This window comes from Streptomyces sp. NPDC092952 (assembly GCF_044754785.1).
Classification (GTDB): Bacteria; Actinomycetota; Actinomycetes; order Streptomycetales; family Streptomycetaceae; genus Streptomyces.
This window is the reverse complement of record NZ_JBIVPT010000003.1, coordinates 85272-111415: the sequence shown is the minus strand read 5'-3', so window position 1 is coordinate 111415 and position 26144 is coordinate 85272. Positions and strand designations below refer to the sequence as shown.

Sequence of the window (26144 nt, the reverse complement as noted above, 5' to 3'; positions counted from 1 at the left end):
TTCCAACACAAATTCGAATGAAGGTGCTGGGGGCTACTCGCTCCAGGTCTCAGTGATGCTACTTCGTTGGGCGGCAAGCGTGAGGAGATCGCCGAGAGATTGAATGAAGGTCATGACGGTGCTTTTATCCAATAGGTCATCATCGTCTTGATCTTCCGGGTATTGGAGACTCTCACCCTCTTTTAGGTGGTTGATTAAATTTTCGAGGAATTGGCTGACGATTTGTGCCTCTTGTGGTGGAAGAGGTTTCTTCCATGTCCATTGAGTGAGTGAATCGGATGCCCCAAGAGAATTGGCCGTAGAGACGACTGTTCGCCATAGCGGCTCGGGGCACGTTACAACTTCTCCGATTACATAAGGGGGTTTCCCGAAAGGGAGTATATCGCCCTCTCTCATGTCGACGAGGCGGAAGGAGCGCCGGATGTGCCAATAGTCAAACTTCATATTAGCTCCTTCGAGATTTCTTTGATGTATACCTCGATCAGATCGGCAAGATCCTGGCGTAACGTATATCCTGGTCCTCCCGTTTCCGGCCCAGGGCTCACGGGTTCGATGACAATGTTCTTCGTCTGCTCTCGGCTAAGGTAGCGGGATCTGAACGCATCCACTCGAATGGGTGCCATGCCTTTGCAGGATACTAGGGCCCCTACGGCGCGAGATCGGTCTTTCATCCTTCCATTTCCCCACCCCAAGTAGCTGGCGGCGAAATTAGAGGCAGCCGGATTATCGGGTATTCTCCGGTATAGATCGAGCTTTCGCTGGTCCGTGACGCTTGAAAATTGCCTCCTATTTACTTTGGCGCTTACTACGTGAACCTCTTCTTTTCCGATCAAGATGAAGTCGATTTCATCTACCTGTCCACCTAGTGGTTGTCCGCCCGTGTCGCACAGGTAGAGGGTTGGGCTGACCAGTAGAGTTCCGCCGATTGCATCGGCGATTCGTTGCAGTCCCGGCTCTGCTGCAGCTTCCACGAGGTCTCCAACTCGGATTGTTGGGGCATTGCTTGAGCCGGATGGGCGGCGGTAAGAGTCGGATTCCATTATTATTTCGCGCTTCTTCGAGCGGCCCGCTTTCTTGAATTCTTCTGCCACTCCGTTGATCCGCCAGAGCTGGGCAACCTGCTTTGCGAGTCCTCTTATGGCGGAAAGTTCTGCGGCGGAAGGTATTTTCCTTGAATCACTCGTCAGCTGCGGATTTATTCGTGCCGTGACGCTTATTTCGTGGCCGGATCCGCTATCCAGGTCAATGGATTTAAGGTTGTAGCGCCGCCGAATGGAATCCAGTTGATTCTTTACGGAATCGGTGGTTGCGCCAGGTCGCACCATGAGAGATTGCGCATCGTGGATGGCTGCTTTGAGGCGCCTTTCCCGATCCTGATCTTTGGTTTTCCCGTCCTGTGGAATCGCCTCGTCTTGGTGATTTTGTTTCTGGCCTTTGAGTTTGTTCCAGAGGGCTTTGCCTTTTCTGGCGATGAAGGTGACGATTTTGTCGATGGCGCGGTTGACGGGTTTGGCGACGGTGTGGAATACGGATTTGACTTTGTTGGCGAGGCCGCTGATGCCGAGGAGTGAGGCGAGGAAGCCGATCAACAACGGGATGCTGGTGGCGAGGGCGGTTTCGATAATTTTTGGGACGCCGGCTGTGCCGCCGTTGGCGATGGCGGTGACGGCGTCGAGGACGGCGTTGACGAAGTCGACTATCTGGGCGCCCTGGTTCACGATGAACGTGACGATGTCGATGATGCCTTTGACGGCGCGGACGAAGGCGGAGGCGGGGTTGAGGAGGGAGATGATCCAGGTGATGCCGGCGATGAGGACGGTGGGGATGAGGTAGGTGGTGAGTTTTTCGAGGATGGTGGCTTTGAGGTCGCCTGCTTCTTGGGTGATTTCGTTGACGGCGCCGGCGGGGCCTTCGGTGGCGAGTTTCTTCGCGACGGGGACGGAGGTCTCGATGGTGGTGAGGGCTTGTTCGGGGATGCCCTTTCGGGTGATGCGGGTGCGGATGTTGGCCCAGGTGAGGCCGAGGAGGGCGCCGATGAGCTGGATGATGCCCTTGAGGTCGAAGCGTTGGGGGAGTTCGAGGCCGGCTTTGACGGCGGTGCCCAGGAGCCAGGAGACGAGGCCTGTTTTGAGGTGGTCGGCGATGTTGGTGATGAAGAGGTGGAGTCCGGCGCCGACGGCCTTGACGAGGTTGCCGAGGAACCCGATGGGGTCCTTGATGATCTTCATGATCGCGGCGGCGGCCCTGGCGAGGATGTTGAGGAGGAGGTTCTTGAGTTCGTTGATCGTTTTGATGACGCCGACGATCGCGTCCTTCGCCTTGTCGACCAGGCCCTTGTTGGCTTCCTGGAGTTTCTTTATCTCCTCGTCGACCTTGTTGAGGGCGGCGGTGTATTTCTGGGCGAGGTCCTGGACGAGCTGTTCGGACTTTTCATTGACGGTGGATTCGAGGTCGTCGAATTTCCCGGCGAAGTCGGTGGCGGCGTCCTGGCCGAACTGTTTGAGGTCGGCGGGGAGTTTGTCGACCTCTGCCTTGAGTTCGGCCCGCCCCTTGGCGATGCGGGTCTTCGCGCGGCCGAGTTCGGTGCCGATGACGTCGGCGACGGACGAGATGACGGTCTGCATCTTCGCCACGTAGAGCTTGCGGGCTTCCTGGAAGAGGTTGTCGGCCTCCTTCGGCATGCCCATGAGTTTGTCCTTGGCCCATTTCGCGCCGCCGAACATGCCTGAGTAGCGTTTGTCCTTGTAGGCCTTCATGCGGCGTTTGTGGTCGGCGGTGAACGCGTCCCGGGCGGCTTTCTCACCGGTGGTGAAGGCGGTGTCGACCTTTTTGTCGAGGTCGGTGAGGGTGGTCTCGACGTCCTTCTTCGTGATGTCGTAGACCTTCTGGAGTTTCGCGGTGGCCTCGGCCCGCCGTTTCTCGTCCCGGGTCTTGGTTTCGCTCTTGCCGCCGTCGACGTGTTTCCCGGCCGAGGCGCGGGTGGCGGTGAGGGCGGTCAGTGCCCTGGTCCCGGAGGCGGCCGCACCGGCCTTGGCCGTGGTGAGCTGCTGGTTCTCGGCCGCCTTCCCTTTGGCGGGGGCTTTGGCGGAGTCGGTCTCGGCGGTCTTCTTCGCGGACAGGGCCTGGTCGAATTCGGGTTCGTTGCCCTTGGCGAGCTGGTCCTCGGTGACCTCGGCGTCGGCCATGGCCTGGTCGTTGGCGGCGGGGCCCTGGGAGAAGTCGGTGACCGCAGCGGGCTGTTTGTCGGGGACGGCGTCGGTGGCGGGGGGTGCGCCGGGGTTGGGTGGTGGCTGGTCGGGGGTGAGGGGGGTGACGGGTTTGTCCTTGGCCGCCGTGGTGTCGGGCGGGGCTTTGGTGGTGGTGTCGATGTCCTTGGCGGAGGCGGTCTTTCCGTCGGTGACCTTGCTGTCGACGTCGTTCTTGATCTGGTCGGCCTTGCCGGACTTGGAGAACTTGTCGGCCTGGTCGAGGTTCTTGGGGCCCTGGGCGTCGATGGCCTTGTTCACGGCGTCGATGAAGGCCTGTTTGTTGAACTCGCCGGGTTTCGCGGCGTTCATCTTCTCCGTGTTGGCGGCCTTGCCCTGGGCTTCCCTGTCGTCGGGGGGCGCGACGGCGGCGTCCTGGGCGGACTTCGACTCGGTGGCGGCGGGGGCGTGGACGGACAGACGGGTCTTCTTCGCCGCGATGTCGGCCTTCACCTTCCGGAACCCGGGGGCCTGGGCGGGGGAGGGCTTGACGGGTGGGGTGTAGCGCTGGGCGACCAGCCGGGACACCGCACGATTCCCCGCCGCACGCTGAAGACGCTGGAGACCGGGCGCACGAGGAAGAGGGACGCTCTCGCGGCGGGCGGCATCCCCCGCGCGGTCGGGCCCGGGGGCGGAAGCGTCCTTGTCCGGAGTCGCCTTCATCCGTCCCCCCGCTACGAGTTCGCTCGCTCGCCGATCCCAGGGTGTGCGGGGCGACCACCCCGTACGCAGGACGGGCGGACCGCGTGCGGGGGCATCGTCCGGCGGCACGGTCGGCGTGCGGGCGTTGCCTGATCGGGCAGTGGCCGGTGCACGGGAGGGCGGCCGAGCGTCCGTTCCCGGTGATCGACGGTCTCGCGAGAATTGCGGGCGTTCCCGGCCAAGGAGAGACTCATATGCCGTCGTACCTGTCCCCGGGCGTCTACGTCGAAGAGATCGAGTCCGGATCCCGGCCGATCGAAGGGGTGGGCACCTCGGTCGCCGCTTTCGTCGGCTTCGCCCAGAGGGGCCCGTTCGACGAGCCGACGCTGATCACCAACTGGAGCCAGTTCGCCGGCACGTTCGGTGACTTCGTCGACGGCACGTATCTGGCGTCGGCCGTGTACGGGTTCTTCGCCAACGGCGGCGGTGTCTGCTACGTCGTCCGGATCGACGACGGCTCCGAGCCCCCGGCGGACATGGACGGGGACGGCGGACGTGAAGCCGGACGGCTGCCCGCGGGGTCCGAGACGCAGCTCGGCCCGTACGCGGTGAAGCCCCGCCCCGGTGTGACGGGGCAGGTCACCGTCGAGGTGGCCGAGGTGGAGGCGGAGGACCCGCCCTCGGACGTGTTCCAGCTGATCGTGCGGCGGGACGGGCAGGTCGCGGAGACGTACCCCAGCGTCACCACCAAGCGCAGCAAGGACAACATCGCCACCCGGGTGAACGCCACGTCGGAACTGATCGAGGTGCGCGAGACCGTGCGCGGCGCGGCCCCGGCCAAGCCCGAGCCGCAGAGCGTCACCCTGGCCCCCGCCATGCCCGCACCGGACGGCACCGGGACGCTGACGCCCGAGCTGTACGTCGGCGACCCCGACCGCCGGACCGGGATCGGCGGGCTGGAAGCGGTCGAGGAGATCACCACCGTCGCCGCACCGGACCTGATGAGCGCGTACCAACGCGGGCTGCTGGACCTGGAGTCGGTGATCGCGGTGCAGCAGGGGATCATCACCCACTGCCAGCTGATGGGCGACCGGGTCGCCATCCTCGACCCGCCCCCCGGGCTCAGCCCGCAGCAGATCCTCGCCTGGCGCACCGGGAGCGCCAACTTCGACTCCAAGTACGCCACGCTCTACTACCCCTGGATACGGGTCGCGGACACCGCGTCCGGGCGGTCCCGGCTCGTCCCGCCGAGCGGACACATCGCCGGGGTCTGGGCGCGGAACGACGAGTCGCGCGGGGTGCACAAGGCGCCCGCCAACGAGGTCGTACGCGGGGCGGTCGCCCTCCAGACCCAGCTCACCAAGGGCGAGCACGACCTGCTCAACCCGGTCGGGGTGAACTGCATCCGCTCCTTCCCCGGGCGCGGCATCCGGGTCTGGGGCGCCCGCACCCTGGCCTCCGACCCGGCCTGGCGCTACCTCAATGTGCGGCGCCTCTTCAACTACCTGGAGGAGTCGATCCTCACCGGTACCCAGTGGGTCGTCTTCGAACCGAACGACGACGCGCTGTGGGCCCGTATCCGGCGCACGGTCTCGGCGTTCCTGGTCAACGAGTGGCGCAAGGGGGCGCTGTTCGGGCTCACCCCGGAAGAGGCGTTCTTCGTCAAGTGCGACCGGGAGACCAACCCGCCGGAGAGCATCGACGCCGGGCAGGTCGTCTGCGAGATCGGGGTGGCACCGGTCCGGCCGGCCGAGTTCGTCGTCTTCCGGCTCTCCCAGCTGACCGGCGGCACCGGCGGGGTCGACGAGTAGGACCGGCGGGGGCGAACGGGTCCGACCGGCAGGGCGAACGCGTCGGACCGGCGGGGCGCACGAGCAGCACGTAACAGCGGAATGAGCGGTCAGAGCGGCAAGAGCGGTAAAGGAGCCTGTTGTGCCACTTCCCGATCTCGACAGCACCGTCGGGGCCTCGTTCGGCCTCGAATTCGACAGCGTCGTCATCAAGCAGATCACCGAGGTCAGCGGTCTGAAGATGGAACAGGACGTCATCGAGCTGAAGCAGAACACCGCAGACGGCCGCTACGCCATCAAGAAGCTCCCCGGCCGGCCGAAGGCCGGTGAGGTGACCGTGACCCGTGGTCTCACCGAGGACAGCAGCTTCGAACGGTGGATCAAGGACTCCCGGTTCGGGCGGATGACCACGGCCCGGCGCAACGGGGCGGTCATCGTGTACGACCACGAGGGCATCGCCATCAAGCGGTACAAGCTCATCAACGCCTGGCCGAAGTCGCTGGAGATCGGCACGCTCAAGGCCGGTGACACCTCGGTGCTCACGGAGAAGCTCTCGATCACCTACGAGAGCATGGAACTCGACTGATGCGACGCACGGCTCCGGCGGAGGAGCGGGAACGGCAGGACGGGCATGCCGGGCACGGCGGCGGGTCCGGCCGGAGGGAACCACTCCGCACCGAGTTCACCTTCGAGCTGCCGCGCGGCTACGTCGACGAGGCGGGCGTCGTGCACCACACGGGCGTCATGCGGCTGGCGACCGCGCGGGACGAACTCGTGCCGTTGCGGGACGACCGGGTCCGGGAGAACTCCGCGTACCTGTCCGTCGTGCTGATCTCCCGGGTGGTCACCCGGATCGGCACGATCGACGACATCCACCCCGGCATCATCGAGGACCTCTTCGCCTCCGACCTGGCCTTTCTCCAGGACTTCTACCGCCGGATCAACGCCGAGGGCCACACCCGTGCCGCCGTGACCTGCCCGGCCTGCAAGGAGGAGTTCGCGGTGAATCTCGCCGGTGGCCGCCTGGGGGAATCGTGACGTACGCGGCCGACCTGCTCTACGAGGAGGTCGCGTACCTCGCCTACCACTTCCACTGGCCGCTCGACGACCTGCTGGACCTGGAACATCCGGAACGACTGAGGTTCGTCGCACAGATCGCCCGCCTCAACGGGCAGTAGCGGACGGCGCGGTGAGCGGGAAGGGGCGGGAAGAACCATGGGCCTGATGTCCTGGCTGCGCGGTGGCGGGCGTACGGCGGAGAGCGGGCGGAGCGTTCCGCAGCCGCCGGACTTCGCACGGCGCGAGCGTGCCGATCTCGCCGAACTGCCGCCCATCCAGCGGACGTTGGGTGCCCAGGAGCTGACGATCGACCCGGCAGGGTTCCAGGGGGCGCTCTCCACCCGGCAGGACGCCTCGCTCGGTACCCCGCTCGGGCACCTGGTCAGCCCCGAAGCGCCGACCGGGCTGGTGCACGGGATCACCGCACCGGCCGGTCCCGAGGCCCCGGCCGCCCCCGGCCCGGGGGCGGTGCAGCGGGCCGTCGAAGGCGTGGTGGAGCTGCCCCGGCGGGGTGGTGGGCTGCCCCTGGCGGTGTCCGTGCAGCGGGTGGTGGCGGGCGGCGCGCCCGCGATGACCTCGGCCGGAGGAGCGGCGGAGGCGGAAGCCCCGGTACGTCGATTGGTGGGCGAGCAGCCGCTGGTGACGGTGGCGGCACCCGAGCCGGCGGCGGAACCGGGACCGGGGCCGGTGGTGTCGGCGGGGGCGGAGATGCCTGTGCAGCGGGCGGTGGTGCCCGGGGCCGGGGCGTCCCGGCGGGCACCCGGGCTCGGTGCGCCGATGGCGGGGCTGCCGCCGACGGCGCAGCGGCTCCCCGCCGGGGCGGCTCCGGGCGGGGCGGACGGGCCCGTACCGGTCGCTCCGGGCGCGGTGGACGGGGGCGGCGGGGAGGCTTCCGGGGAGCCCCGGCCCGTGCAGCCGCCCGACGCCACCGCACCGGCGCCCGCGCCGGACGCGCCCACCGCGCCCCTGCTCGGCGACTCGCCCCTGCTGCCCGCCCCGGATTCGGCCCCGGACCCCGGCGGCCTCGACCCGGGCCCCGGCAATGCCGAACCCGGCCCCGGCCCCGTACCGGCGGTGCAGCGCTTCCCCGGCGTACCGCAGCGGCCCCTGGCACCGCCCCCCGCCGCCGACCCGGTCGCGCCCCTGCTCGCCGACCGGCCGCTGGAACCCCGGAACGGGCCGGACGCGGGCCCCTCCGCCGTGCAGCGCTCCGCCGTGGACGGGGTGGTTCCGGCACCGCCCGCCGGGGTTGGGCCGTCGCCCGCCGTACCGGACGCGGCGGACGCCGTACCGGTGCGCTGGGCGGACGCCGGGCCGGGGGCGCCGTCGCCGGCCACGGTGGTCCCGTCGTCGTCCTCCGTACCGGCGGCGCTGCAACGTACCGCCACCGCCCCGCACTCCGCCCCGCCGGGAGCGCCGCCGACCCGCACCCCGCTCCCGCCCCTGCAACGCCGGGCGGCCGGGGGGCCACCGGTGCCGCGGTCCGTGCAGCGTGCCGCCGGGCCCGGCGCTCCGGCGTTCACCACGGCGGGCGAGGCCGCCCTCGCGGCCGGGGTGGCGCAGCGCGCGGCCGACGGCAGCGTCGTCTTCGGGCCGCCGCCACCGGCGTACGCCACCCCCGTCGTCCAGCGCGAGACGGTGACCGAGGAACCGCCCCCACCGGACCCGCCGGTCCCGGACCCCGCACCGGAGCCGGAGCCGGAACCCGGGCCGGAAGCGACACCGGCACCGGCCACCGCCGGGGCCCACCCCGCCCCGGCCGGCACCGGGCCCGGCGGAGCCCCCGTCGTCACCGACGAACTCGTACGGGCCCTGTACCCGCCGCTCAGCCGGCTCTTCAAGGCCGATCTGCGGCTGGACCGCGAACGAGCGGGATTCCTCATCAACACCCGGCACTGACACAGCACAGGAAGACGAGAGGTACGTGCCATGGCCACCGCCCAGGACAACGATCCCGCCGTCAGCGTCTGCTTCGTCGTCACGATCGACGACATCGAGCTCGGGTCGTTCAACACATGCGACGGGCTGGGCTGCGAAGTGGTGCTCGAAACCCGGGAGGAGGGCGGGAACAACGGGCATCTGTGGCAGTTGCCGACCCGCCTGAAGTACCCGAACGTCAAGCTGTCCCGGCCGCTGACCAGGGAGACCGAGAAGGTGGCGCGCTGGTTCGCCACCATGACGACCGGTTTCAGCCGGAAGACCGCGCACATCGAGGCGCGGACCGGGGACGGGACGAAGGTGGCCCAGTGGGGGCTGCTGGAGGTCGTCCCGGTCCGCTGGACCGGCCCCTCGTTCACCCCCGAGTCGCCCAAGGTCGCGATGGAGACGATCGAGATCGCCCACCACGGCTACATGATGGAGGGCTGAGCGTCGTGAGCGGTGCGGGTCCCATCGCCTTCAGCGCCGCCGGTACGTCCGGGGTCTCGGCCGCGAAGGCCGGAAAGGGCGGCTCGGCCAGGCCGAAGCTGGAGCACGCCTATCTGGAGCTGCGGACCCCGCCGACCGGCGGCGGCCTCACCCCCGGCGGCCCGTGCGGGCGGATCGACTTCCAGTTCAACCCCAAGGAGCTCAGCCTCACCAAGGCGGCCTCCTGGAAACGGAGTACGGCCAAGGGCGCCAAGAGCTCCGGCCCGCCCGAGTACCAGGGCTCGCAGCCCAGCAAGCTCACCGTGGAGATGTTCTTCGACGCCAGCGACACCCAGGACACCCGGGTGGTCACCGCCGTGGAACAGCTCTTCGCCTGCTGCGTGCCGACGAACGAGACCCGCCAGCAGCAGCGTTCCTCACCGCCGTGGGTGGTCTTCCACTGGGGCGGGCTGACCGGTTTCCCCGGCTATGTGAGCCAGGTGCAGGCGAAGTACACCCTGTTCACCACGGCGGGCGTGCCGATCCGGGCCGTCTGCCAGGTGACGATGGAGGAGATCAGCGGCGACACCCCGGGCCAGAACCCGACCTCCGGCGCGCTGGCCGCCCGCCGGGTGCACCGGCTGGACGCGGGTGACTCGCTGCCCTCGCTCGCGCAGCGCGAGTACGGCGACCCGGCGGCCTGGCGGGTGATCGCCGAGGCGAACGGGATCGACGACCCGCTGCGGCTCGCCCCGGGACGGCAGCTGCTGCTCCCCGCGCTCGACGAGCTGAACCGGCTGGAGGAGAACAGGGGCCGGGACGGGGGGCGGGCCTGATGGCCGGGCGGCCGGGCGTCGCGACGGCGCTGGTGGTGGAGTTCGGCGGCGGCCCGCTGCCCGCGAAGTTCGTGAACACGCTGGTCGAGGGGTACGTCGACGACAGCCGGACGCTCCCCGACCTGTTCCTGCTGCGGTTCCGCGACCCGGACCGGGTGCTGCTGGAGCAGGCCGGACTGAAGATCGGCACCGAGGCCCGGCTGCTGGCCCGCGCGGGCGGTGACTCGACGCCGAAGCCGCTGCTCAAGGGGGTCGTCACCGCGCTGGAGGTGGAGCTGGACGAGACCGGCACCTTCACCGTCGTACGCGGGCTGGACGAGTCGCACCGGCTGTTCCGGGGGCGCCGGGTGGCCAGCTACCAGAACATGACGCTCGCCGACATCTGCGCCCAGGTCGCGCAGCGGGCCGGGCTGAAACCGGGCACGGTCGACGTGGCCGGGCCGGTGCTGGAACACATCGCCCAGCCCAACGTCACCGACTGGGAGTTCGTCCGGGGCCTGGCCGAGGAGGCCGGCGCCCAGGCGTACGTACGCGACGGGCAGCTGCACATCACCCGGCCCGCCGAGGCGAGCGGGGCCCCGGACGGCTCGGCGCGGGCGGACCGCAACCCGCTCGTCCTGGAGATGGGCAGCAACCTGCTGCGCTGCCGGGCCGGGGTGTCCTCCGCCGAGCAGGTCTCCGAGGTGGAGGTGCGCGGCTGGGACGTCAAGACCAAGCAGCCGCTGGTCGGACGGGCCCCGGCCGGGAAGTCGGCCACGCTGGAGCTGGGGGTGAGCGCCGCCGAGGTGTCCGCCCCGTTCGGCGAGGCCCGGTTCGTGGTCACCGACGCGGCGTACGGGGCGCAGGACCAGGTGGACCAGGCGGCGAAGGCGCTGGCCGAGCGGATCGCCGGGTCGTTCGCCGAGCTGGAGGCCGTGATCCGGGGCAACCCGGAGGTACGGGCCGGGAGCGCGGTGGCGCTCAACGCGGTCGGGGCGCCGTTCGAGGGCCGGTACACGGTCACGTCCTCGCGGCACGTCTTCGACCCGGTGCGCGGCTACGAGACCTGGCTGACGGTCTCCGGGCAGCAGGAGCGGTCCCTGTTCGGGCTGACCGGCGGCGGGCCCGGCGCGGGCGGCACCGGCACCGGGCCCGGCGGCTCGCGGTGCGCGGGGCTGGTCAGCGGGACCGTCACGGACACCCAGGACCCGGAGGGCTCGGGGCGGGTCAAGGTGCGGTTCCCCTGGCTCTCCGACGAGTACGCGAGCGACTGGGCGCGTACGGCGCAGTCGGGCGGGACAGGCGGCGGCGACGCGTTCATCCCCGAGGTCGGCGACGAGGTGCTGGTGGGCTTCGAGCACGGGCACCTGGACCGGCCGTACGTCCTGGCCGGGCTCTACAACGGGAAGGACCGGCCGTCCGCGGGCAGCGGAAGCGGGGGCGGAGGGATCGTCGGCGCGGTGACCGCGGCCGCCACCGGCGCACCGGCCCCCTCCGGCGCATCCGGACCCGCCGCCTCCCCCGAATCCCCCTCCCCGGACACCCCCGGCGGCCCGCTCGTCGACCCGACCAGCGGCGCCGTCAACCGGCGCGCCGTCGCCACCAAGAGCGGCAACCAGCTGGAGATCCTGGACGACGCCAACGGGCCGCAGGGCGTCCGGCTGCTCACCGGCGACGGAAAGCTGAAGATCGACCTGGACCGCAAGGGCACCGTCATCCGCGTCCACAGCGACGGCAGCGTGACCATCGAGGCCAAGCAGCAGGTCTCCATCAGGGCGGACCGGGGCGTCTCGCTCGACGGCGGACAGGGCGCGCTCGAACTGAGCGGCGAGAGCGTCACGTTGAAGTCGCGCGGCGGGGTGAGTGTCGACGGCGGCAACGGCGAGGTCACCCTCTCCACCGGCTCCACGGTCGAGGTGCGCGGCGCCGAGGTCACCGTCGACGGCTCCCGGCGCACCGACCTCAGGAGCGGCGCCTCGCTCTCCGTCAACGCCCCGATGGTGAAGATCAATTGACCCTGCCGGGGCGCACCGTGCCGAACCGGCCGCACCGACCGAATCGAGAGGAACGGACCCCATGCCAGCAGCCGCGGCCGCCCGGGTCGGCGACCCCACCGGACACCCCGGCACGGTCGGGCCCCCCGGCGTCCCGACCGTGCTGATCGGCGGGCTCCCCGCCGCCACGGTCGGCACCCCGCACCTGTGCTCGTTCCCGCCGCCCGCGGTGCACGCCCCGTCCACGATCGTTCCGCCCGGCTCCACGACGGTGCTGATCGGCGGGTTCCCGGCGGCCCGGGTCGGCGACCGGGCCGCCTGCGGCGCACCGATCGTCTCCGGCTGCCCGACCGTGCTGATCGGAGGCTGACCGGCCCATGGGACAGGAATTCATCGGCGCGGGCTGGGCCTTCCCGCCGCGCACCGACGCCACCGGCTCCATCGCCCTGGTGCGCGGCGAGCACGAGCTGGAGGAGTCGATCCGGCTGATCCTCGCCACCTCGCCGGGCGAACGGCCGATGCGCCCGGAGTTCGGCTGCGCCGTCAACGACTACGTGTTCGCCCCGGCCGACGCGGGCACCGCCGGGCAACTCGCCTACGAGGTACGGCTCGCGCTCGACCGGTGGGAGCCCCGCATCGAGGTCGCCGAGGTCGTCGTCCGGTTCGACGAGGCCGACGAGGGTGTCCTCTACATCGACATCGGCTACACCGTCCGGGGCGCCAACGACCCCCGGAACCTGGTCTTCCCGTTCTATGTGATCCCGCAGCACGAGGACCCCGCGATCCCCGGGCACGAGAACCGCGCGACCCCGCGGCACAAGGAGGTGGACGGCGCGTGACGCTGCCCAGCCCGTATCTGGACGACCGCCGCTTCCAGGGCCTGGTCGACGAGGCGAAACGGCTCGTCCAGCAGCGCTGCCCCGAGTGGACCGACCACAACGTGTCGGACCCCGGGGTGACCCTCATCGAGGCGTTCGCGACCATGGTCGACCAGCTGGTCTACCGGGTGAACCGGGTCCCGGAGAAGAGCTATCTGACCTTCCTCGACCTGATCGGCGTCCGTCTCCACCCGCCCACCGCCGCCCGCACCGACGTGACGTTCCGGCTCTCCGCCCCCCGGCCCGAACCGGTACGGGTCCGGGCCGGCACGGAGGTCGCGACCGTACGCACGGAGACCGAGGAGGCCGTGGTCTTCACGACCGCCGGTGAACTCTCCATCGTGCCCTGCGACTTCGCGCACCTGGCGACCTGGCCGACGTCCGGCGAGGCCGCCGACCGCACCGAGGAGCTGGCCCTCGGCCGGCCCGTCCCCTGCTTCGGCACCACCCCCGCACCCGGCGACGCCCTCTACATCGGGCTCTCCGCCGCCGTGCCCGCCGGGGTCGTCGTGCTGCGGCTGGACTGCGCGGTCGAGGGCGTCGGCGTCGACCCGCTGCGCCCGCCGCTGGTCTGGGAGGCGTGGGACGGCACCGCCTGGGTGGCCTGCGAGACCGAGAAGGACGACACCGGCGGCTTCAACCGGTCCGGCGAGCTGATCCTGCACCTGCCACAGGGCCACACCCCCGCCGTCGTGGTGCGCCGCACCGGCGGCTGGCTCCGCTGCCGCCTGGTCGAGGCCGTCCCGGGGCAGCCCACCTACATGGCGTCCCCGGTGGTCCGCCGGATCACCGCGTTCACCATCGGGGCGACCGTCGGGGCGGTGCACGCCGAGACCGTGACCGACGAGGTGCTCGGCCCCGCCGAGGGCGTACCCGGGCAGAGCTTCACGGTGGCCCGGCCGCCGGTGGTGCCCGGCGAGTTCGTCGTCGAGGTCGCCGACCCGGCGGGCGGGACGCGGTCCACGGAGTGGACCCGGGTCGACGACTTCGCGCACTCCGGCCCCGAGGACCGGCACATCACGCTCGACCCCAACTCCGGCCGGGTCGAGTTCGGCCCCGCCGTACGGGAACGGGACGGCTCGATCCGCTACTACGGCAAGGTGCCGCCCAAGGGCGCCACCGTCCGGGTCCGCTCGTACCGCACCGGCGGCGGGCTGCGCGGCAACGTGGCCCGCTCCACCCTGCGGGTGCTGCGCAGCGCCATCCCGTACGTGGCCCGGGTGGAGAACCGCGGCCCCGCGCTCGGCGGGGTCGACGGCGAGACGGTGGAGAGCGCCCGGGTCCGCGGGCCGATGACGCTGCGGACCCTGCACCGGGCGGTCGTCCCGCACGACTACGAACTCCTCGCCCGCGAGGTGGCGCCCGACGCGGCCCGGGTCCAGTGCATCGCGGCCGGCCAGGACGCGGACGTCGACGCGGGCGGGGTGCGGCTGCTGGTCGTGCCGTCCGGGCGCAGCGACGAGCAGGGCCGGATCGAGTTCGGTGAACTGGTCCCGCCGGAGCACACCCTCGCGCTGATCGCGGGCCATCTGGAGGAGCGGCGGCCGATCGGTGCCCGGCTGGTGGTCGAGCGGCCCTTCTACCAGGGGGTCACCGTGGTCGCCTCGGTGCAGGCCCGGCGCGGTGCGGTGGCCGAGCGGGTGCGGGAGGAGGCGCTGACCGCGCTGTACAGCTACTTCAACCCGCTGAGCGGCGGGCCGGGCGGCGACGGCTGGCCCTTCGGCCGGCCCGTCCAGTCGGGCGAGGCGTTCGCCGTACTGCAACAGGTGCCGGGCGTGGACCTGGTGGAGGACGTACGCCTCTTCCCCGCCGATCCGGTCGACGGACAGCGCGGCGAACCCGCCACCAAGATCGCCCTGGACCGGCACGCGCTGGTCTTCAGCTACGAGCACCAGCTCCGGGTACGGGAGGCCTGACCGCCATGCGCACAGCCGTGACCGGGCTGCCGACCCCGCACCCGCTGATCGACCAGCTCCCCGCGGTCTACCTGGAGCAGGACTTCCTGCGCAGGTTCCTGGAGGCGCTCGACGACGTACTCGCCCCGGTGCTGCTCTCCATCGACAACCTGCCCGCCCATCTCGACCCGCGCAGCGCGCCCGAGGACTTCCTGGCCTGGCTGGCCCAGTGGGTGGCCGCCGACACCCGGGCCGACCACCCGGTGGAGCGGCGGCGGGCGACGGTGCGGGGCGCGGTGGAACGGCACAGCAGACGGGGTACCCGGCGCGGGCTCGCCGAGGCGGTGCTGCTGGAGACCGGGGTCGAGCCGGAGATCGTGGAGAGCGGCGGTACGGCGTGGTCGACGACGCCGCACACCCGGTTCCCGGGCGCCCCGCGCCCGTGGGTCACGGTCCGGGTCCGGCCCAGCGGGCCGTACCAGGTCGACCGGGTGCGGCTGGAGGAGCTGATCCGTACGGAGATACCCGCCCATGTGGGCTTCGACCTGGAGCTGCTGTGAGGTGCGGGACGTGCGGCCGGAACAATCCGCCGGGGACGCAGTTCTGCACCTCGTGCCGGGCGTTCCTGGAGTGGGAGGAACCGCCGTCGAGCGGTACGCCGACGCCGCCCTCCGTGGCCCCGGCACCTCCTTCCCCGAGCCCGCGACCCCAGCCGTCCCCTCAGCCCCAACCCCAGCCTCAACCTCAGCCGTCACCCCAGCCCCAGCCTCAGCCGTCGCCCCAACCGCCCCCGTCGCCCCGCAACACCGCAGAACCCCCCGCGACCGCCGCTCCCCGGCGCCCCGGTGACGATCCGGCCACCCCGGTCCCGGGCCCCGAGGCGTTTCCCGTCGCACCGGACCGGCCCGCCCCCGCGGACCCGGGGCCGGCCCCCGCCCCGCCCGTGCCCTGCCCCGGCTGCCGTACCGGGAACACGCCCGACCGCACCCGGTGCGTCCACTGCGGGCTGCTCCTGGACCCGGGGCCGCCGCCCGAGGTCCGCCCGCCCTGGTGGCGCAGGCTGCTGCGGCGGCGGCCGCGCCAGGCGCCCGTCGCGGGCACCCGGCCCCGGCGGCGGCTGTGGCGCCGTCCCGGGCTGACGCTCCCGGTCGTGCTGATCGTGCTCGCGGCCGGGGTCTGGTTCGCGCTGCCGCACATACCGGGCTGGCTCGGCCTCGCCAAGGACGAGACCGGGACGCTGGAGGCCGTGCCGCCCACCCGGTTCCGGGCCTCCAGCCGGGCCGCCGGGCACCCGGCGGGCGCGGCCTTCGACGGCTTCACCAACCGTTACTGGGCACCCGCCGGGGACGGCCCCGACAGCGGCAGGGGCCAGTACCTGGAGTGCGACTTCGAGCAGCCGGTACGGGTGCTGAAGCTGGTGGTGTTCCCGGGCGTCTCGGCGAAGATGGACGAGTTCCTCACCCAGGCCCGCCCGGCCCGGATCACCGTCCGGCTCACCTCCGCCGACGGCACCAGCGTCGACAAGGAGTTGCGGATCAAGGACCAGCCGGGCCAGCAGACCTTCGACCTGCGCGGATCGGAGATCGTCCGGGCCCGGCTCACCACCGCGACCACGTACGGAGCGGGCCCCGGCCGCCGACTCGCCGTCGCCGAGGTCGAGTTCTTCGGCCGTAGAACCTGAGACTCGTAGGCGACGGGCGAACGTACGGGGGGCTCACTCCGAACGGCGCAGCGCCACCAGGTTCTCCGCCTGCGCGAGACCGCTCTCCTCGACGACCTCGCGCACGCTCTGCGCCGCGCGCACCAGCGCGAAGCGCGGCCGCCCGTCGGCCCCGGTCCGGTAGCCGTGGACGGCGGGCCGGGGCAGCGAGTTGTACGAGAAGTGCGAGGAGAAGTAGTACGCGCCGGTGTCGTACAGCGCCACCACGTCACCGGGCTCCACGGCGGGCAGCTCCGCCCCGGTCGCCGTGAGGTCCCCGGCGAAGCAGCACGGCCCCGCGATGTCGACGGTCTCGGCCGGGCCCCGCTTCGGGCGGCCCGCCGGGTCGAAGACCCCCGCCCGCAGCGGCCAGGACCCGGGCATGAACACGGTACGGGTGGCGACCTGCGCCCCCGCGTGGGTGACCGCGATCCGCCGGCCGCCCGCGGACTTGGTGTACTCGACGACCGTGCCGATCGTCCCGCTCTTGGCGAGCAGGGAGCGGCCGAACTCGGTGACCAGCGTGTACCGGCCGTCGAAGAGCCCCGGTACGGCGGCGCGGAGCCCGGCGGCGTACTCGGCGTACGTCGGCCGGTCGTCCTCGTCGTCGAAGTTGACGGGCAGTCCGCCGCCGATGTCGATCCCGGTGACCTGGGCGCGGCCCAGCCGGTCGTTGATCCGCTCGGCCAGCTCGTACGTGGCCCGGATGCCCTCGGCGACGAGTGGCAGCGGGCAGCCCTGGGAGCCGACGTGGGCGTGCAGCCGGTCGAGCCAGGGGCGGCGCTCGAACGCCTCGACCACCGCGTCGGCGGCGCCCGGGTCGCGGAGCGCGACACCGAACTTGGAGGTCGCCGTCGCCGTGCTCATCGCACCGATGGCACCTGCCCCCACCTGCGGGTTCACCCGGAGGCCGAGGGGGCCGGACGGCGCCCGGCCCGCGAGCAGCCGGTCCACCCGGTCCAGCTCCTGGAAGTTGTCCAGGTTGACCGCGATGCCGTGGGCGAGCGCGAACTCCAGCTCCCCGACCGTCTTCGCGGGGCTGTCGAAGACCAGCCGGTCGTACCCGAACCCGGCGGCCAGCGCCTGCTCCAGCTCACCGGGCGAGGCGACCTCGCACCCCATCCCCGCGTCCGCCAGCAGCCGCAGCACCGGCACCAGACCGCACGCCTTGGCCGCGAAGGTGTGCAGCACCGGGGCGGGCCCCTCGAACGCCCGGTCCAGCGCGTCCACCGCGGCCAGCACCCCGTCCACGTCCAGCAGCCCCACCACGGGGGCCCGCGGACCGAGCAGCCCCTCCTCGACGGCCCGTGCCAGCGCCGCCGTACGGCGCTCGGCGCGCGACGGAACCGCGTTCCCGTCCATCACCACACACACCCCTTCGTCGGATCGTTCGCTTCCTCGCGTACCGACAGCTTCGGCGCGCGGGGGGCCGTACGTCTTCGACCGGCGCGACGACACCCGCCCGGTTCCTTCGGCGTACCGGACAACCGGACGATCAACGGGGGCGCGGCGGGGGCTCCGGGCGGGCCGCCAGCCGCAGCCCGACCTCCACCAGGAGGCGTACGTCGGGGTCGGCCGGATCGACGCCGAACAGCTCCCGGGCCCGACGCAGCCGGTACCGCAGGGTGTTGGGGTGTACATGGAGCCGCCGCGCCGCCGCCCCGGCGTCGCAGGAGGCGTCCAGGTACGCGGCGACCGAGGCCCCGTACGCCGAACCGTGCGCCCGGTCGTGCGCGACCATCGCGTGCACCGGCCCCGTCAGCGAGCCCCACAACGGCTCCAGCCGGTCAAGGAGCCGGAGCACCGCCGTCCCGGACGCCACCTCGTGGTGCGCGGCCGCCGCCGACACCGCCCCGCCCCCCGGCGTCCGCGCGGCCCGCTCCCGCACCACCCGCACCACCAGTTCCGCCGCCTCCCGCGAGGCGGGCAGCTCCGCCGGGCCGGACGCCACCGGCCCGGCCCCCGCGAACACCGCGCACCGGGTCACCGCACGCACCGCCGCCAGCAGCGCCCCCGCCGGGTCCGCCTCACCGTCCCCGGCCGGGACCAGCACGTACAGCCGGTGCCCGGAGCGGGCCGTCGCACAGCCCGGCCGGTCCGCCGCGGCCCGCAGCGCGAGCACGTCCAGCACCCGCTGCCCGGCCCGCGCCGCCGCTCCCTCCGTGCCCCCCGCCCCCGCCGACTCCCCGGTCCCGGCGGTCCCGGCGGTCTCGGCGGTCTCGGCGATCTCGGCGAGGAACACCGCGTACGGCCGGTCCGCCGCGATCCCGGCCTCCGGCGCGGCCCCGACGTCCCCCCGCAGCAGCGCGCGCACCGCCGCCTCCCGGGCCCCGGCCGCCGCACGGTCCCGGCTGTGGTGGTGGGCCAGATGCGGGACGGCGGCCCGCGCCGCGGTCCGCAGGGTGGCCGCCGCGTCCTCGGCGAGCGGCCGCCCGTCGGCGGCGGCCCAGAGGGTGCCGAGCACCTCGGAGCCCTCGCGCACCGCGACGGCCAGCCGCTCGGCGTACCGGCCGTCGGCCGGCAGCCGCACCACGTCGTCGGTGCTCCACAGGGCCTGGAGGAAGCCGCTCTCGCGGAGTTCGGCGACCCGCCAGCGCGGGACCTCCTGGCCCAGGATCGTCAGCCGCCGCATCGGGTCGGGTTCGTGGTCGAGGCGCGAGTAGGCCAGCACCCGCGACTGCGGGTCCTCGACGGTGATCGCCCCGCCGACCAGGTCCGCGATGGTGTTGGCCAGCCCGGACAGGTCGCCCAGCCGCAGCCCCGCCGCCGGGGAGGACGGCCCGTGCGCGCCGTCCGGGGCGCGGTGCGAGGCGAGCGCGGTGCGCAGCCGGCCGAGCACCTCCGTCCAGCCGTGCTCCGGGCGCCGGGAGAGCAGCGCGGTACGGCCCCGGGCGGCCGCCGCCAGCAGCCCGGGCCCCGGCTCCCGTTCGCCGCGCCGCAGCACGACGGCGGCGGCCCCGGCCCGGTCGGCGGCGCCCAGCACGTCGGCGGCCCCGGGCGAGGCGAGTTCCACGCCGACCGCCAGGAGGACCAGCCCGGCGGCCCCCTGCCGCAGCGGCTCCTCGCCGGGGTCGTACAGGGCGACGCCGGTGACCGGTACGGCGGTGGAGCGGGGGGCGAGGACGACATCGAGCGTCCCGGGGGCGACCAGGGCGAGGAGCTGCCCCAGCGAGGGTCCCGGGCCGGTGTCGTCCCGGCCCGGCTGGTCCGTCGGCATCCGCATCCGCCCATCATCGCGGGGGCGGGCGCCCTGGGGACCTGTCTCAGGGGCTACGGGCTGTGGAGCCCGTCGAAGGCGACCTCCAGATGCCGGGGCCCGCGCAGCACCGCGTTCTGCCGGTAGGGCGGCGGGTCCGCCACCAGGCGGGGCCCGTCGAGCCGGGTGGCGAGCTCGGTCAGGGCGAGCTGGGCCTCCAGCCGGGCCAGGGGCGCGCCGAAGCAGGTGTGGATGCCGCTGCCGAAACCGAGGTGCTGGTTGTCCGTCCGGTCCGGGTCGAAGCGGTCGGGGTCGTCGAACCGTCGCGGATCGCGGTTGCCGGAGGCCAGCACCAGCCAGACACCGGCGCCCCTGGGGATGGTGGTGCCCGCGATGTCGATGTCCGCGAGGGTGGTGCGCTGCGGGAGGAGCTGGACGGGCGGTTCGAAGCGGAGCAGCTCCTCCACGATCGGCACGGCCAGCCCGGGGTCCCCGCGCAGCCGGTCCAGGACCTCGGGGTGGCGCAGCAGGGTGAGGGTGCCGTTGGTGATGAGGTTGACGGTGGTCTCGTGACCGGCGATCAGGAGCAGCGCCGCGGTGCTGAGCACCTCGGGCCGGGTCATCCGCCCGTCCGGCCCGTCCCCGGTGACCAGCGCGGACAGCATGTCGTCGCCGGGGGCGGCGGCGCGTTCGTCGAGCAGTCCGTTCAGGTAGAGCCCCAGCTCGGTGCGGGCCTGCCGGGTGGCGCGGAACCGTTCGCCGGGGTCCTGCCCGGGGTCCGGGTCGAGCCCGGCGGCGAGGGTGTCGGCCCAGGAGTGGAAGCGCGCCTCGTCCTCGCGCGGGATGCCCAGCAGCCGGCAGATCACGGTGACGGGGAACGGGTACGCGAAGTCGTCGACGACGTCGACCCGCTCCCGGCCGGCGAAGCCGTCGACGAGCCCGGCGACGACACGGGCCAGCTCGCCCCACATGTTGTGCACCCGCCGGGGCGTCTCGGGCGGCCCGAACGGGCGCATCGTCATCCGGCGCAGCCGGTCGTGCTCGGGCGGGTCCAGCCGCAGGAAGGCGGGCGGCAGCGGGGAGTCCTCCTGCTCCTCCAGGAGGGTGCCGGAGGCGCTGGGGGAGAGGTTGCGGGAGTCGGAGCTGAGCCGGGGATCGTGCAGCAGGCTCTTGATCTCCCAGTAGGTGCTGACGACGAACAGGTCGTCGCTGTCCTGGAGGACCGGGGTCCGGCGCAGCTCGGCGTAGAGGGGGTACGGGTCGGCGCGGCTGCCGTAGTCGATGATCTGCCGCAGCAGCGTGCTGTTGGTCATGGTCGCGGGTCCTCGGGTCCTCGGGGGGTGCTCGCGGAGTGGGCCGGTTCGGGCCGGGGGGCGGGTGGTCAGGCGCGGGCGGGGGTGAAGGTGATCCGCTGCTCGGTCGGCGCGTAGCCGCTGACGGTCACGGACGGCCCGTGGGTGGGCAGCGAGGGGTCCGGGAACTCGGCCGGGACCGGCCGCAGCCCTTCGAGGCGCCGGTCGACCGAGGCGTAGTCCGGCGGGAACGGGGCGGCCGAGCGGATCTGCTGCTCGTAGAAGCCCAGCCACTTCGTCTGGTCGAAGGAGACGGCGGCGATGACCCGGCCCTGGTAGCCGTAGACCCCGGTGAAGCGGTGGTCGGCGAGCGAGCCCTGGGCGACGATGATCTCCTCGCCCAGCGGGGGGACGCCGACCGACTTGATGTTCACGCCGAACTGGGCGGACCAGAAGGCCGGTACCCACAGGTGCGGGCGGCGCTCGGAGCTGCCGCTGATCATGTTGTGCGCCGCGGTGGCGGCCTGCTCGACGGCGTTGCCCCAGTGCTCCAGGGAGAGGAACTGGTACCCGAAGAGGGCGTGCGGGGAGCGGGCGACGTCCCCGGCGACGAAGACGTCGTCGGTCACGATGCCCCGTACGTCGAAGGCCCGGCACCCCGCGTCGCAGGCGATGCCGCGCGGACCGGCGGCCAGCCCGGATCCGGCCAGCCACTCGGTGTTCCGGGTCGCGCCCAGCGCGATGACGGCGATGTCGGTGTCCAGGGCGGTGCCGTCGGAGAGATGGGCGCGGCGCAGCCGTCCCGCCGGGTCGCCCTCCAGACCGGTGACCATGATCCCGCAGCGCAGGTCCACCCCGTGGGCCCGCTGGAGCTCCGCCGCGACCCGGCCGACCACCCCGCCGAGCGCGCCGACCAGGGGCGCCGCCCCGCGCTCGGCGACGGTCACCGGGAGTCCGCGCTCCCGGCAGGCCGAGGCGATCTCCGAACCGGTGAAGCCCGCGCCGATGACGAGGACCCGGCGCGGCGAGGCCGCCAGCCGCCTGCGCAGCCGGGCCGCGTCGTCCCGGGTGCGCAGGACGAAGACCCCGTCCAGCTCGGCCTCGGCCCGGTGCGGCCAGGGCCGGGCCCGTACCCCGGTGGTGATCAGCAGCCGGTCGTAGGGGACGTCGTCGCCGTCGGCCAGCCTTACCCGACGGGCCGCCAGGTCGAGGCCGGTGGCGGCGGTGCCCAGGCGCCAGACCGCGTCGAGGCCGGGCTGCCGGGGCAGCTCGGTGTGGTCGGGCGAGGCGTGGTCCAGCAGCACCTGCTTGGAGAGCGGCGGGCGGTCGTACGGCTCGTGCGGCTCGTCGCCGATCAGCGTCAGGGAACCGGTGAAGCCCTCGTTCCGGAGGGTCTCCGCCGCCCGCAGCCCGGCCAGCGAGGCGCCGACGATCACGATCCGCCCCTCGTGCCTCAGCCGCTCCAGCGCCTCGTCACCGGACACCGGACGCCTCCTCGGCCGCCCGGGACTCCGGGTACTCCACCCGGATGGCCTGCACCGGACAGGCGGCGGCGGCCCGCCGCACCTGCTCGCGCCGGGACTCCTCGGCGTGCGGGTTGTAGAGCAGCGCCTCCTCGCCGTGCATGCTGAACACATCGGGGGCCAGGAAGGCGCACTGCGCGTACCCCTGGCACCGGTTGAGATCGACGACAAGCCGCATCGGCCCCGCCCTTCCGGTAGTTCCTCCGCCCAGGCTGCGAGGCGGGTCCCGGAAGCGCGACCACGGGCGGACCACTGGGGTCATCACCCGAACGAACGGGGGCGTCAGCGCGCGAGGTCCGCCAGCTCGCGCAGTCCCCGGAGCACCTCGGCGGCGGACGGCGCCGACTCCGGGTCGCCCAGGTGCTGCATCATCACGCCCGACATCAGCGCGAGCTGCACGCTGCCCAGGGTCCGTACCGACTCCTGCGGCACCGTGTCCTCCGGCTCGCTCCGCAGGATCGCCGCCATACCGCGACGGCCCTCGGCCATGCCGGCGGCGAGCGGGGCGCGCAGCTCGGGACGGCGCCGGGCCTGCATGAACAGCTCCACCGAGGCCGTCCACAGATCGGGGTGGGCGGTGAAGTCGGCGATCAGGTTCTCCCAGACCCGCTCGAACGCGCGCCGCGCGGACCCGTCGGCGTCCCGGGCCAGGGCCCGGCCCATGGAGTCGCCCCACTCGTCGAGGATCTCGAACAGGGCCTGGTTGAGCAGGACTTCGCGCGAGCCGTAGTGGTAGCCGATCGCGGCCATGCTCACGCTCGCCGCGGTGGCGATGTCCCGGACGGTGCTGCGGTCGTACCCCTTCTCCCGCAGGCACTGCTTGGCGCCGACGAGCAGGGCTTCACGGTTCCCCATGCCCGGCAGCCTACACCGCCTGAGGCGAACGCCTTAGACAATCGTTTTGGGCGAACGCATTGCGCGATCGCCCAAAGCTCTCTAGCGTGCTCGGCATGAGACACACCAGGAGCGTTTCCCAGTGGTTGGTCACCGCGCTGGCGCTCGGGGGACTGGCCCTCGGCCTGACCGCCCCCGAGGCCGCGGCGGCCGGTACGCCACGCGCGTACGACACCGGCACCGTCGTCGATACGGCCGCCGGCACCGTCCGCGGCACCCGGAGCGGGGAGCTGAACAGCTTCCGGGGCATCCCCTACGCAGCCCCGCCGGTGGGCCGGCTGCGCTGGACCCCGCCCCGGCCGGCCGTCCCCTGGACCGGGGTGCGCGACGCGACCGGACCCGGCGCCCCGTGCGCCCAGCCGGTCGGCCTCCCGGTCGGCACACCCAGCGAGAACGAGGACTGCCTCTACCTGAACGTCACCGCCCCCGCCCATGCCGACAGCCGTCTCCCGGTGATCGTCTGGATCCACGGCGGCAGCCTGATGTACGGCAGCGGCGACATGTACGGCCCCGACCGGCTGGCCTCGGCGGGAGCCGTCGTGGTCTCGGTCAACTACCGGCTGGGGGTGATGGGCTTCCTCAGCGGCTCCACCGTCGCCGGGGCGGACGGCCTCGGCCTCCAGGACCAGCAGGCGGCGCTGCGCTGGGTGCGCGCCAACGCGGACGCCTTCGGCGGCGACGCGCGCAACGTCACGGTCATGGGGCAGTCGGGCGGCGGCTACAGCGTCTGCGATCACCTCGCCTCACCCGCCTCGGCCGGCCTCTTCGACCGGGCCGTCGTGCAGAGCGCCCCCTGCGCCACCGGCGGCACCCGGACCCGGGCCGAGGCCGATGCCGACGCCCGCCGGATCGTCACCGCGCTCGGCTGCGAGGGCGGCACACGGGCCACCGAGGCCTGCCTGCGCCGGGCCACCCCGGCCGAACTGCTCAAGGCGTACGGCCCGTTCAACGAACCCCGCCCCGTCGCCGGCACGGAGCTCATGCCGCTGACCCCCGCCGAGGCGCTGCGCACCGGCCGGTTCAACCGGGTGCCCGTCCTGGTCGGCGTCAACCACGACGAGGAGCGCGGCAGCGTCCTGGGCAGGGAACTGGCCCCGGGCGGCGCGCCGATGAAGCCCGGGGAGTACGAGCCCGCCGTGCGGGAGGCGTTCGGCGACCGGGCCGGGGAGGTACTGCGCCGCTACCCGCTCGCCGCCTTCCCGTCGGCGGGCGAGGCCCTGGCCGCCGTTCTGACCGACGCGTCGTGGTCGGTGCCGACGCTGGACACGGCCCGGCTGCTGTCCCGGTGGACACCGACCCGGGCGTACGAGTTCGCCGAGCGCGACACCCCCTGGTTCGCGGGCTACCCGGCTCCGGGCTTCGCGCCGCGTGCCCAGCACATGTCGGAGCTGGCGTACCTCTTCGACCTGGACCTGTTCGAGGACGTGGAGGCCGGTCAGGCCGCCTTCCGCGACCGGCTGATCCGTACCTGGACCGGGTTCGCGGCCTCGGGCCGCACCGGCTGGCCCGCCTTCCGGGGCACGGACGGGCACGTCCAGACCCTGTCGTCCACCGCCTGGGGACGCGCGGACTTCGCCCGGGACCACCAGTACCGCTTCTGGACGAGGACCGCGCCCCGCACCGGATCCGGCCCGGCTCAGCCCGCCCAGCGCCCGGACAGGAAGGTGACCGCGACGACCGTCGAGAACGGCGCCACCACCGCGAGGTAGGCGGTCGTCACCCGGGGCCGGCGCAGGCTCCAGGCCGCGAGACCGGCCCACAGCGGCCACCACAGCAGGGTCGCGCGGGGCAGCGAGGTGTACCAGTACGAGGTGCCCAGCGCCCACAGGCTGAGCGCGATGTACACCGCCTCCGCCCAGCGCCGCCGCCGCAGCAGCACCCCGCACAGCACCAGCCCGACCACCATGGTGAGCAGTTCGGCCTGGCACATCAGGGCGTACCCGAGGGACTGGGCGTGCCCGAAGGCGGCGTGCCAGGTGTTCTGCCACGCCTCCCACGGGGTGTGGAAGTCGCGGTACCAGCCCCGTTCCTCCGCGTGCTTCCAGGCCATCCAGTCGCCGGTGTGCGCGTGCAGGTACCAGCTCTGGAGCAGCGCCGGCAGGGCGGGCAGCGCCAGCCAGGGCGCCCGCCACCAGTGGCCGGGGGCGCGTGCGGCGCGGGCGGTCGTCAGGAAGTGGACGGCCAGGGCCGCGGCGAGGAAGAGCCCGCTGACCCGGACCGTGGTGGCCAGGCAGACGAGGACGGCCGCCCGCGCCCACTCCTGGCGCCGGGCGGCCAGCCAGGCGGGCAGCGCGAAGGCGAGGAAGAGCGCTTCGGTGTACCCGGCGGCCAGGAACACCGCGCACGGCGACAGCAGGAAGAACAGCGCCGCCCGCGACCCGGCCGCCCCGCCCCGCTCGGGCCGAGGCGCGTACGACCGGGCGATCCGGCCCAGCGCGAGCACGGCGACGCCCCCGGCGACGAACGAGATCAGCGCCCCGGCGGCGGGCCAGCTCGGCACGACGGCGTGCACGGCCCGCAGCAGGAACGGGAAGCCGGGGAAGAACGCCTCCCGGTTGTCCCACCCCGCGCTCCACGGCCCCCGCCCGTCGGGGAAGTACCCGGACTGGGCTATGTGCAGGTAGTGCCACCAGTCCCAGCGCTGCCACGACGAGAAGAACGAACCGGCGTACCGGGCCTTGCCGTCGTCGGCGAACAGCCACCGGGTGCAGTACGCCGTGGTCCAGATCCCCACCCGGGTCAGCAGGTACAGCCACAGCACCTCACGGTCCGCCGCCTCCGGCCACGGCGCACGCGCCGCCACCCTTTCCGCCGCCGGGGTCGCCGGACGCACATCCCGCCGGGGCGGGTTCAGAAGACTCACGACAGCTCTCCCG

The 26144-nt window shown here is 72.6% G+C and carries 23 protein-coding genes; 14 read left to right on the top strand and 9 right to left on the bottom strand.

Going from position 1 to position 26144, the window contains the following annotated elements; all coding sequences use genetic code 11:
- Positions 1-33: 33 nt before the first annotated feature.
- A complete protein-coding gene (locus tag ACIQGQ_RS08170) occupies positions 34-444 on the bottom strand; it encodes a hypothetical protein (protein WP_402392223.1) in 411 nt (136 codons plus the stop codon).
- A complete protein-coding gene (locus ACIQGQ_RS08165) occupies positions 441-3773 on the bottom strand; it encodes a hypothetical protein (protein ID WP_402392221.1) in 3333 nt (1110 codons plus the stop codon). The genes ACIQGQ_RS08170 and ACIQGQ_RS08165 overlap by 4 nt, the downstream gene beginning before the upstream one ends.
- 368 nt (positions 3774-4141) lie before the next feature.
- On the opposite strand from ACIQGQ_RS08165, the gene ACIQGQ_RS08160 reads away from it, so the two are divergent.
- The 13 genes from ACIQGQ_RS08160 (at position 4142) to ACIQGQ_RS08100 (ending at position 16345) form a co-directional block, all read left to right on the top strand.
- Positions 4142-5698, top strand: coding sequence for a phage tail sheath family protein (locus ACIQGQ_RS08160; RefSeq protein ID WP_402392219.1), 1557 nt, complete (start codon positions 4142-4144; stop codon positions 5696-5698).
- Between the two features lie 121 nt (positions 5699-5819).
- A complete protein-coding gene (locus ACIQGQ_RS08155) occupies positions 5820-6263 on the top strand; it encodes a phage tail protein (RefSeq protein WP_352279727.1) in 444 nt (147 codons plus the stop codon).
- Positions 6263-6715 carry a hypothetical protein gene (locus tag ACIQGQ_RS08150; RefSeq protein WP_402392216.1) on the top strand — a complete coding sequence of 151 codons (453 nt, stop codon included), beginning with the start codon at positions 6263-6265 and terminating at the stop codon, positions 6713-6715. Before ACIQGQ_RS08155 ends, ACIQGQ_RS08150 begins: the two co-directional genes overlap by 1 nt.
- A complete protein-coding gene (locus tag ACIQGQ_RS08145; RefSeq protein WP_352279731.1) occupies positions 6712-6855 on the top strand; it encodes a DUF6760 family protein in 144 nt (47 codons plus the stop codon). The genes ACIQGQ_RS08150 and ACIQGQ_RS08145 overlap by 4 nt, the downstream gene beginning before the upstream one ends.
- Positions 6856-6892: 37 nt before the next feature.
- Entirely contained in the window at positions 6893-8635 is a 1743-nt protein-coding gene (locus tag ACIQGQ_RS08140) for a hypothetical protein (protein WP_402392213.1), read from the top strand.
- Between the two features lie 30 nt (positions 8636-8665).
- A complete protein-coding gene (locus tag ACIQGQ_RS08135; protein WP_402392211.1) occupies positions 8666-9103 on the top strand; it encodes a phage tail protein in 438 nt (145 codons plus the stop codon).
- Between the two features lie 5 nt (positions 9104-9108).
- Positions 9109-9918 (top strand): peptidase M23, encoded by an 810-nt coding sequence (locus ACIQGQ_RS08130; RefSeq protein ID WP_366298343.1) that lies wholly within the window; start codon positions 9109-9111, stop codon positions 9916-9918.
- Entirely contained in the window at positions 9918-11912 is a 1995-nt protein-coding gene (locus ACIQGQ_RS08125; RefSeq protein WP_402392207.1) for a VgrG-related protein, read from the top strand. Before ACIQGQ_RS08130 ends, ACIQGQ_RS08125 begins: the two co-directional genes overlap by 1 nt.
- A 61-nt stretch (positions 11913-11973) precedes the next feature.
- Positions 11974-12261: a PAAR domain-containing protein gene (locus tag ACIQGQ_RS08120; RefSeq protein WP_366298341.1), complete on the top strand. Its 288-nt coding sequence runs from the start codon at positions 11974-11976 to the stop codon at positions 12259-12261.
- A gap of 7 nt (positions 12262-12268) precedes the next feature.
- On the top strand, positions 12269-12730 hold the full coding sequence (locus tag ACIQGQ_RS08115; protein WP_402392205.1) for a GPW/gp25 family protein: 462 nt from the start codon (positions 12269-12271) through the stop codon (positions 12728-12730).
- Entirely contained in the window at positions 12727-14685 is a 1959-nt protein-coding gene (locus ACIQGQ_RS08110) for a putative baseplate assembly protein (RefSeq protein ID WP_402392202.1), read from the top strand. Before ACIQGQ_RS08115 ends, ACIQGQ_RS08110 begins: the two co-directional genes overlap by 4 nt.
- A gap of 5 nt (positions 14686-14690) precedes the next feature.
- Positions 14691-15224, top strand: coding sequence for a phage tail protein (locus ACIQGQ_RS08105; RefSeq protein WP_402392200.1), 534 nt, complete (start codon positions 14691-14693; stop codon positions 15222-15224).
- A 383-nt stretch (positions 15225-15607) separates the two neighbouring features.
- Positions 15608-16345 carry a discoidin domain-containing protein gene (locus ACIQGQ_RS08100; protein WP_402392197.1) on the top strand — a complete coding sequence of 246 codons (738 nt, stop codon included), beginning with the start codon at positions 15608-15610 and terminating at the stop codon, positions 16343-16345.
- Between the two features lie 33 nt (positions 16346-16378).
- Here ACIQGQ_RS08100 and ACIQGQ_RS08095 read toward each other — a convergent pair whose 3' ends face one another.
- The 6 genes from ACIQGQ_RS08095 to ACIQGQ_RS08070 form a co-directional block, all read right to left on the bottom strand.
- Positions 16379-17725: a diaminopimelate decarboxylase gene (locus tag ACIQGQ_RS08095; protein ID WP_402392194.1), complete on the bottom strand. Its 1347-nt coding sequence runs from the start codon at positions 17723-17725 to the stop codon at positions 16379-16381.
- Between the two features lie 133 nt (positions 17726-17858).
- Entirely contained in the window at positions 17859-19586 is a 1728-nt protein-coding gene (locus ACIQGQ_RS08090; protein WP_402392191.1) for a PucR family transcriptional regulator, read from the bottom strand.
- Positions 19587-19633: 47 nt separating this feature from the next.
- Positions 19634-20872, bottom strand: a complete 1239-nt coding sequence (locus ACIQGQ_RS08085) for a cytochrome P450 (RefSeq protein WP_402392188.1) — start codon at positions 20870-20872, stop codon at positions 19634-19636.
- A gap of 68 nt (positions 20873-20940) precedes the next feature.
- Positions 20941-22335, bottom strand: a complete 1395-nt coding sequence (locus ACIQGQ_RS08080; RefSeq protein ID WP_402392185.1) for an NAD(P)/FAD-dependent oxidoreductase — start codon at positions 22333-22335, stop codon at positions 20941-20943.
- The gene (locus ACIQGQ_RS08075) at positions 22325-22552 is read right to left on the bottom strand and encodes a ferredoxin (protein ID WP_402392182.1); all 228 of its coding nucleotides are present in this window, start codon (positions 22550-22552) and stop codon (positions 22325-22327) included. The genes ACIQGQ_RS08080 and ACIQGQ_RS08075 overlap by 11 nt, the downstream gene beginning before the upstream one ends.
- A 104-nt stretch (positions 22553-22656) precedes the next feature.
- A complete protein-coding gene (locus ACIQGQ_RS08070; protein WP_402392180.1) occupies positions 22657-23229 on the bottom strand; it encodes a TetR/AcrR family transcriptional regulator in 573 nt (190 codons plus the stop codon).
- A 95-nt stretch (positions 23230-23324) separates the two neighbouring features.
- Between ACIQGQ_RS08070 and ACIQGQ_RS08065 the strand changes: the two genes are divergently transcribed.
- The gene (locus tag ACIQGQ_RS08065; protein ID WP_402392177.1) at positions 23325-24977 is read left to right on the top strand and encodes a carboxylesterase/lipase family protein; all 1653 of its coding nucleotides are present in this window, start codon (positions 23325-23327) and stop codon (positions 24975-24977) included.
- On the opposite strand, the gene ACIQGQ_RS08060 is transcribed toward ACIQGQ_RS08065, so the two are convergent.
- Positions 24905-26131 carry a mannosyltransferase family protein gene (locus ACIQGQ_RS08060; RefSeq protein WP_402392175.1) on the bottom strand — a complete coding sequence of 409 codons (1227 nt, stop codon included), beginning with the start codon at positions 26129-26131 and terminating at the stop codon, positions 24905-24907. The two genes, ACIQGQ_RS08065 and ACIQGQ_RS08060, sit on opposite strands and share 73 nt — an antisense overlap.
- Positions 26132-26144: the final 13 nt, after the last annotated feature.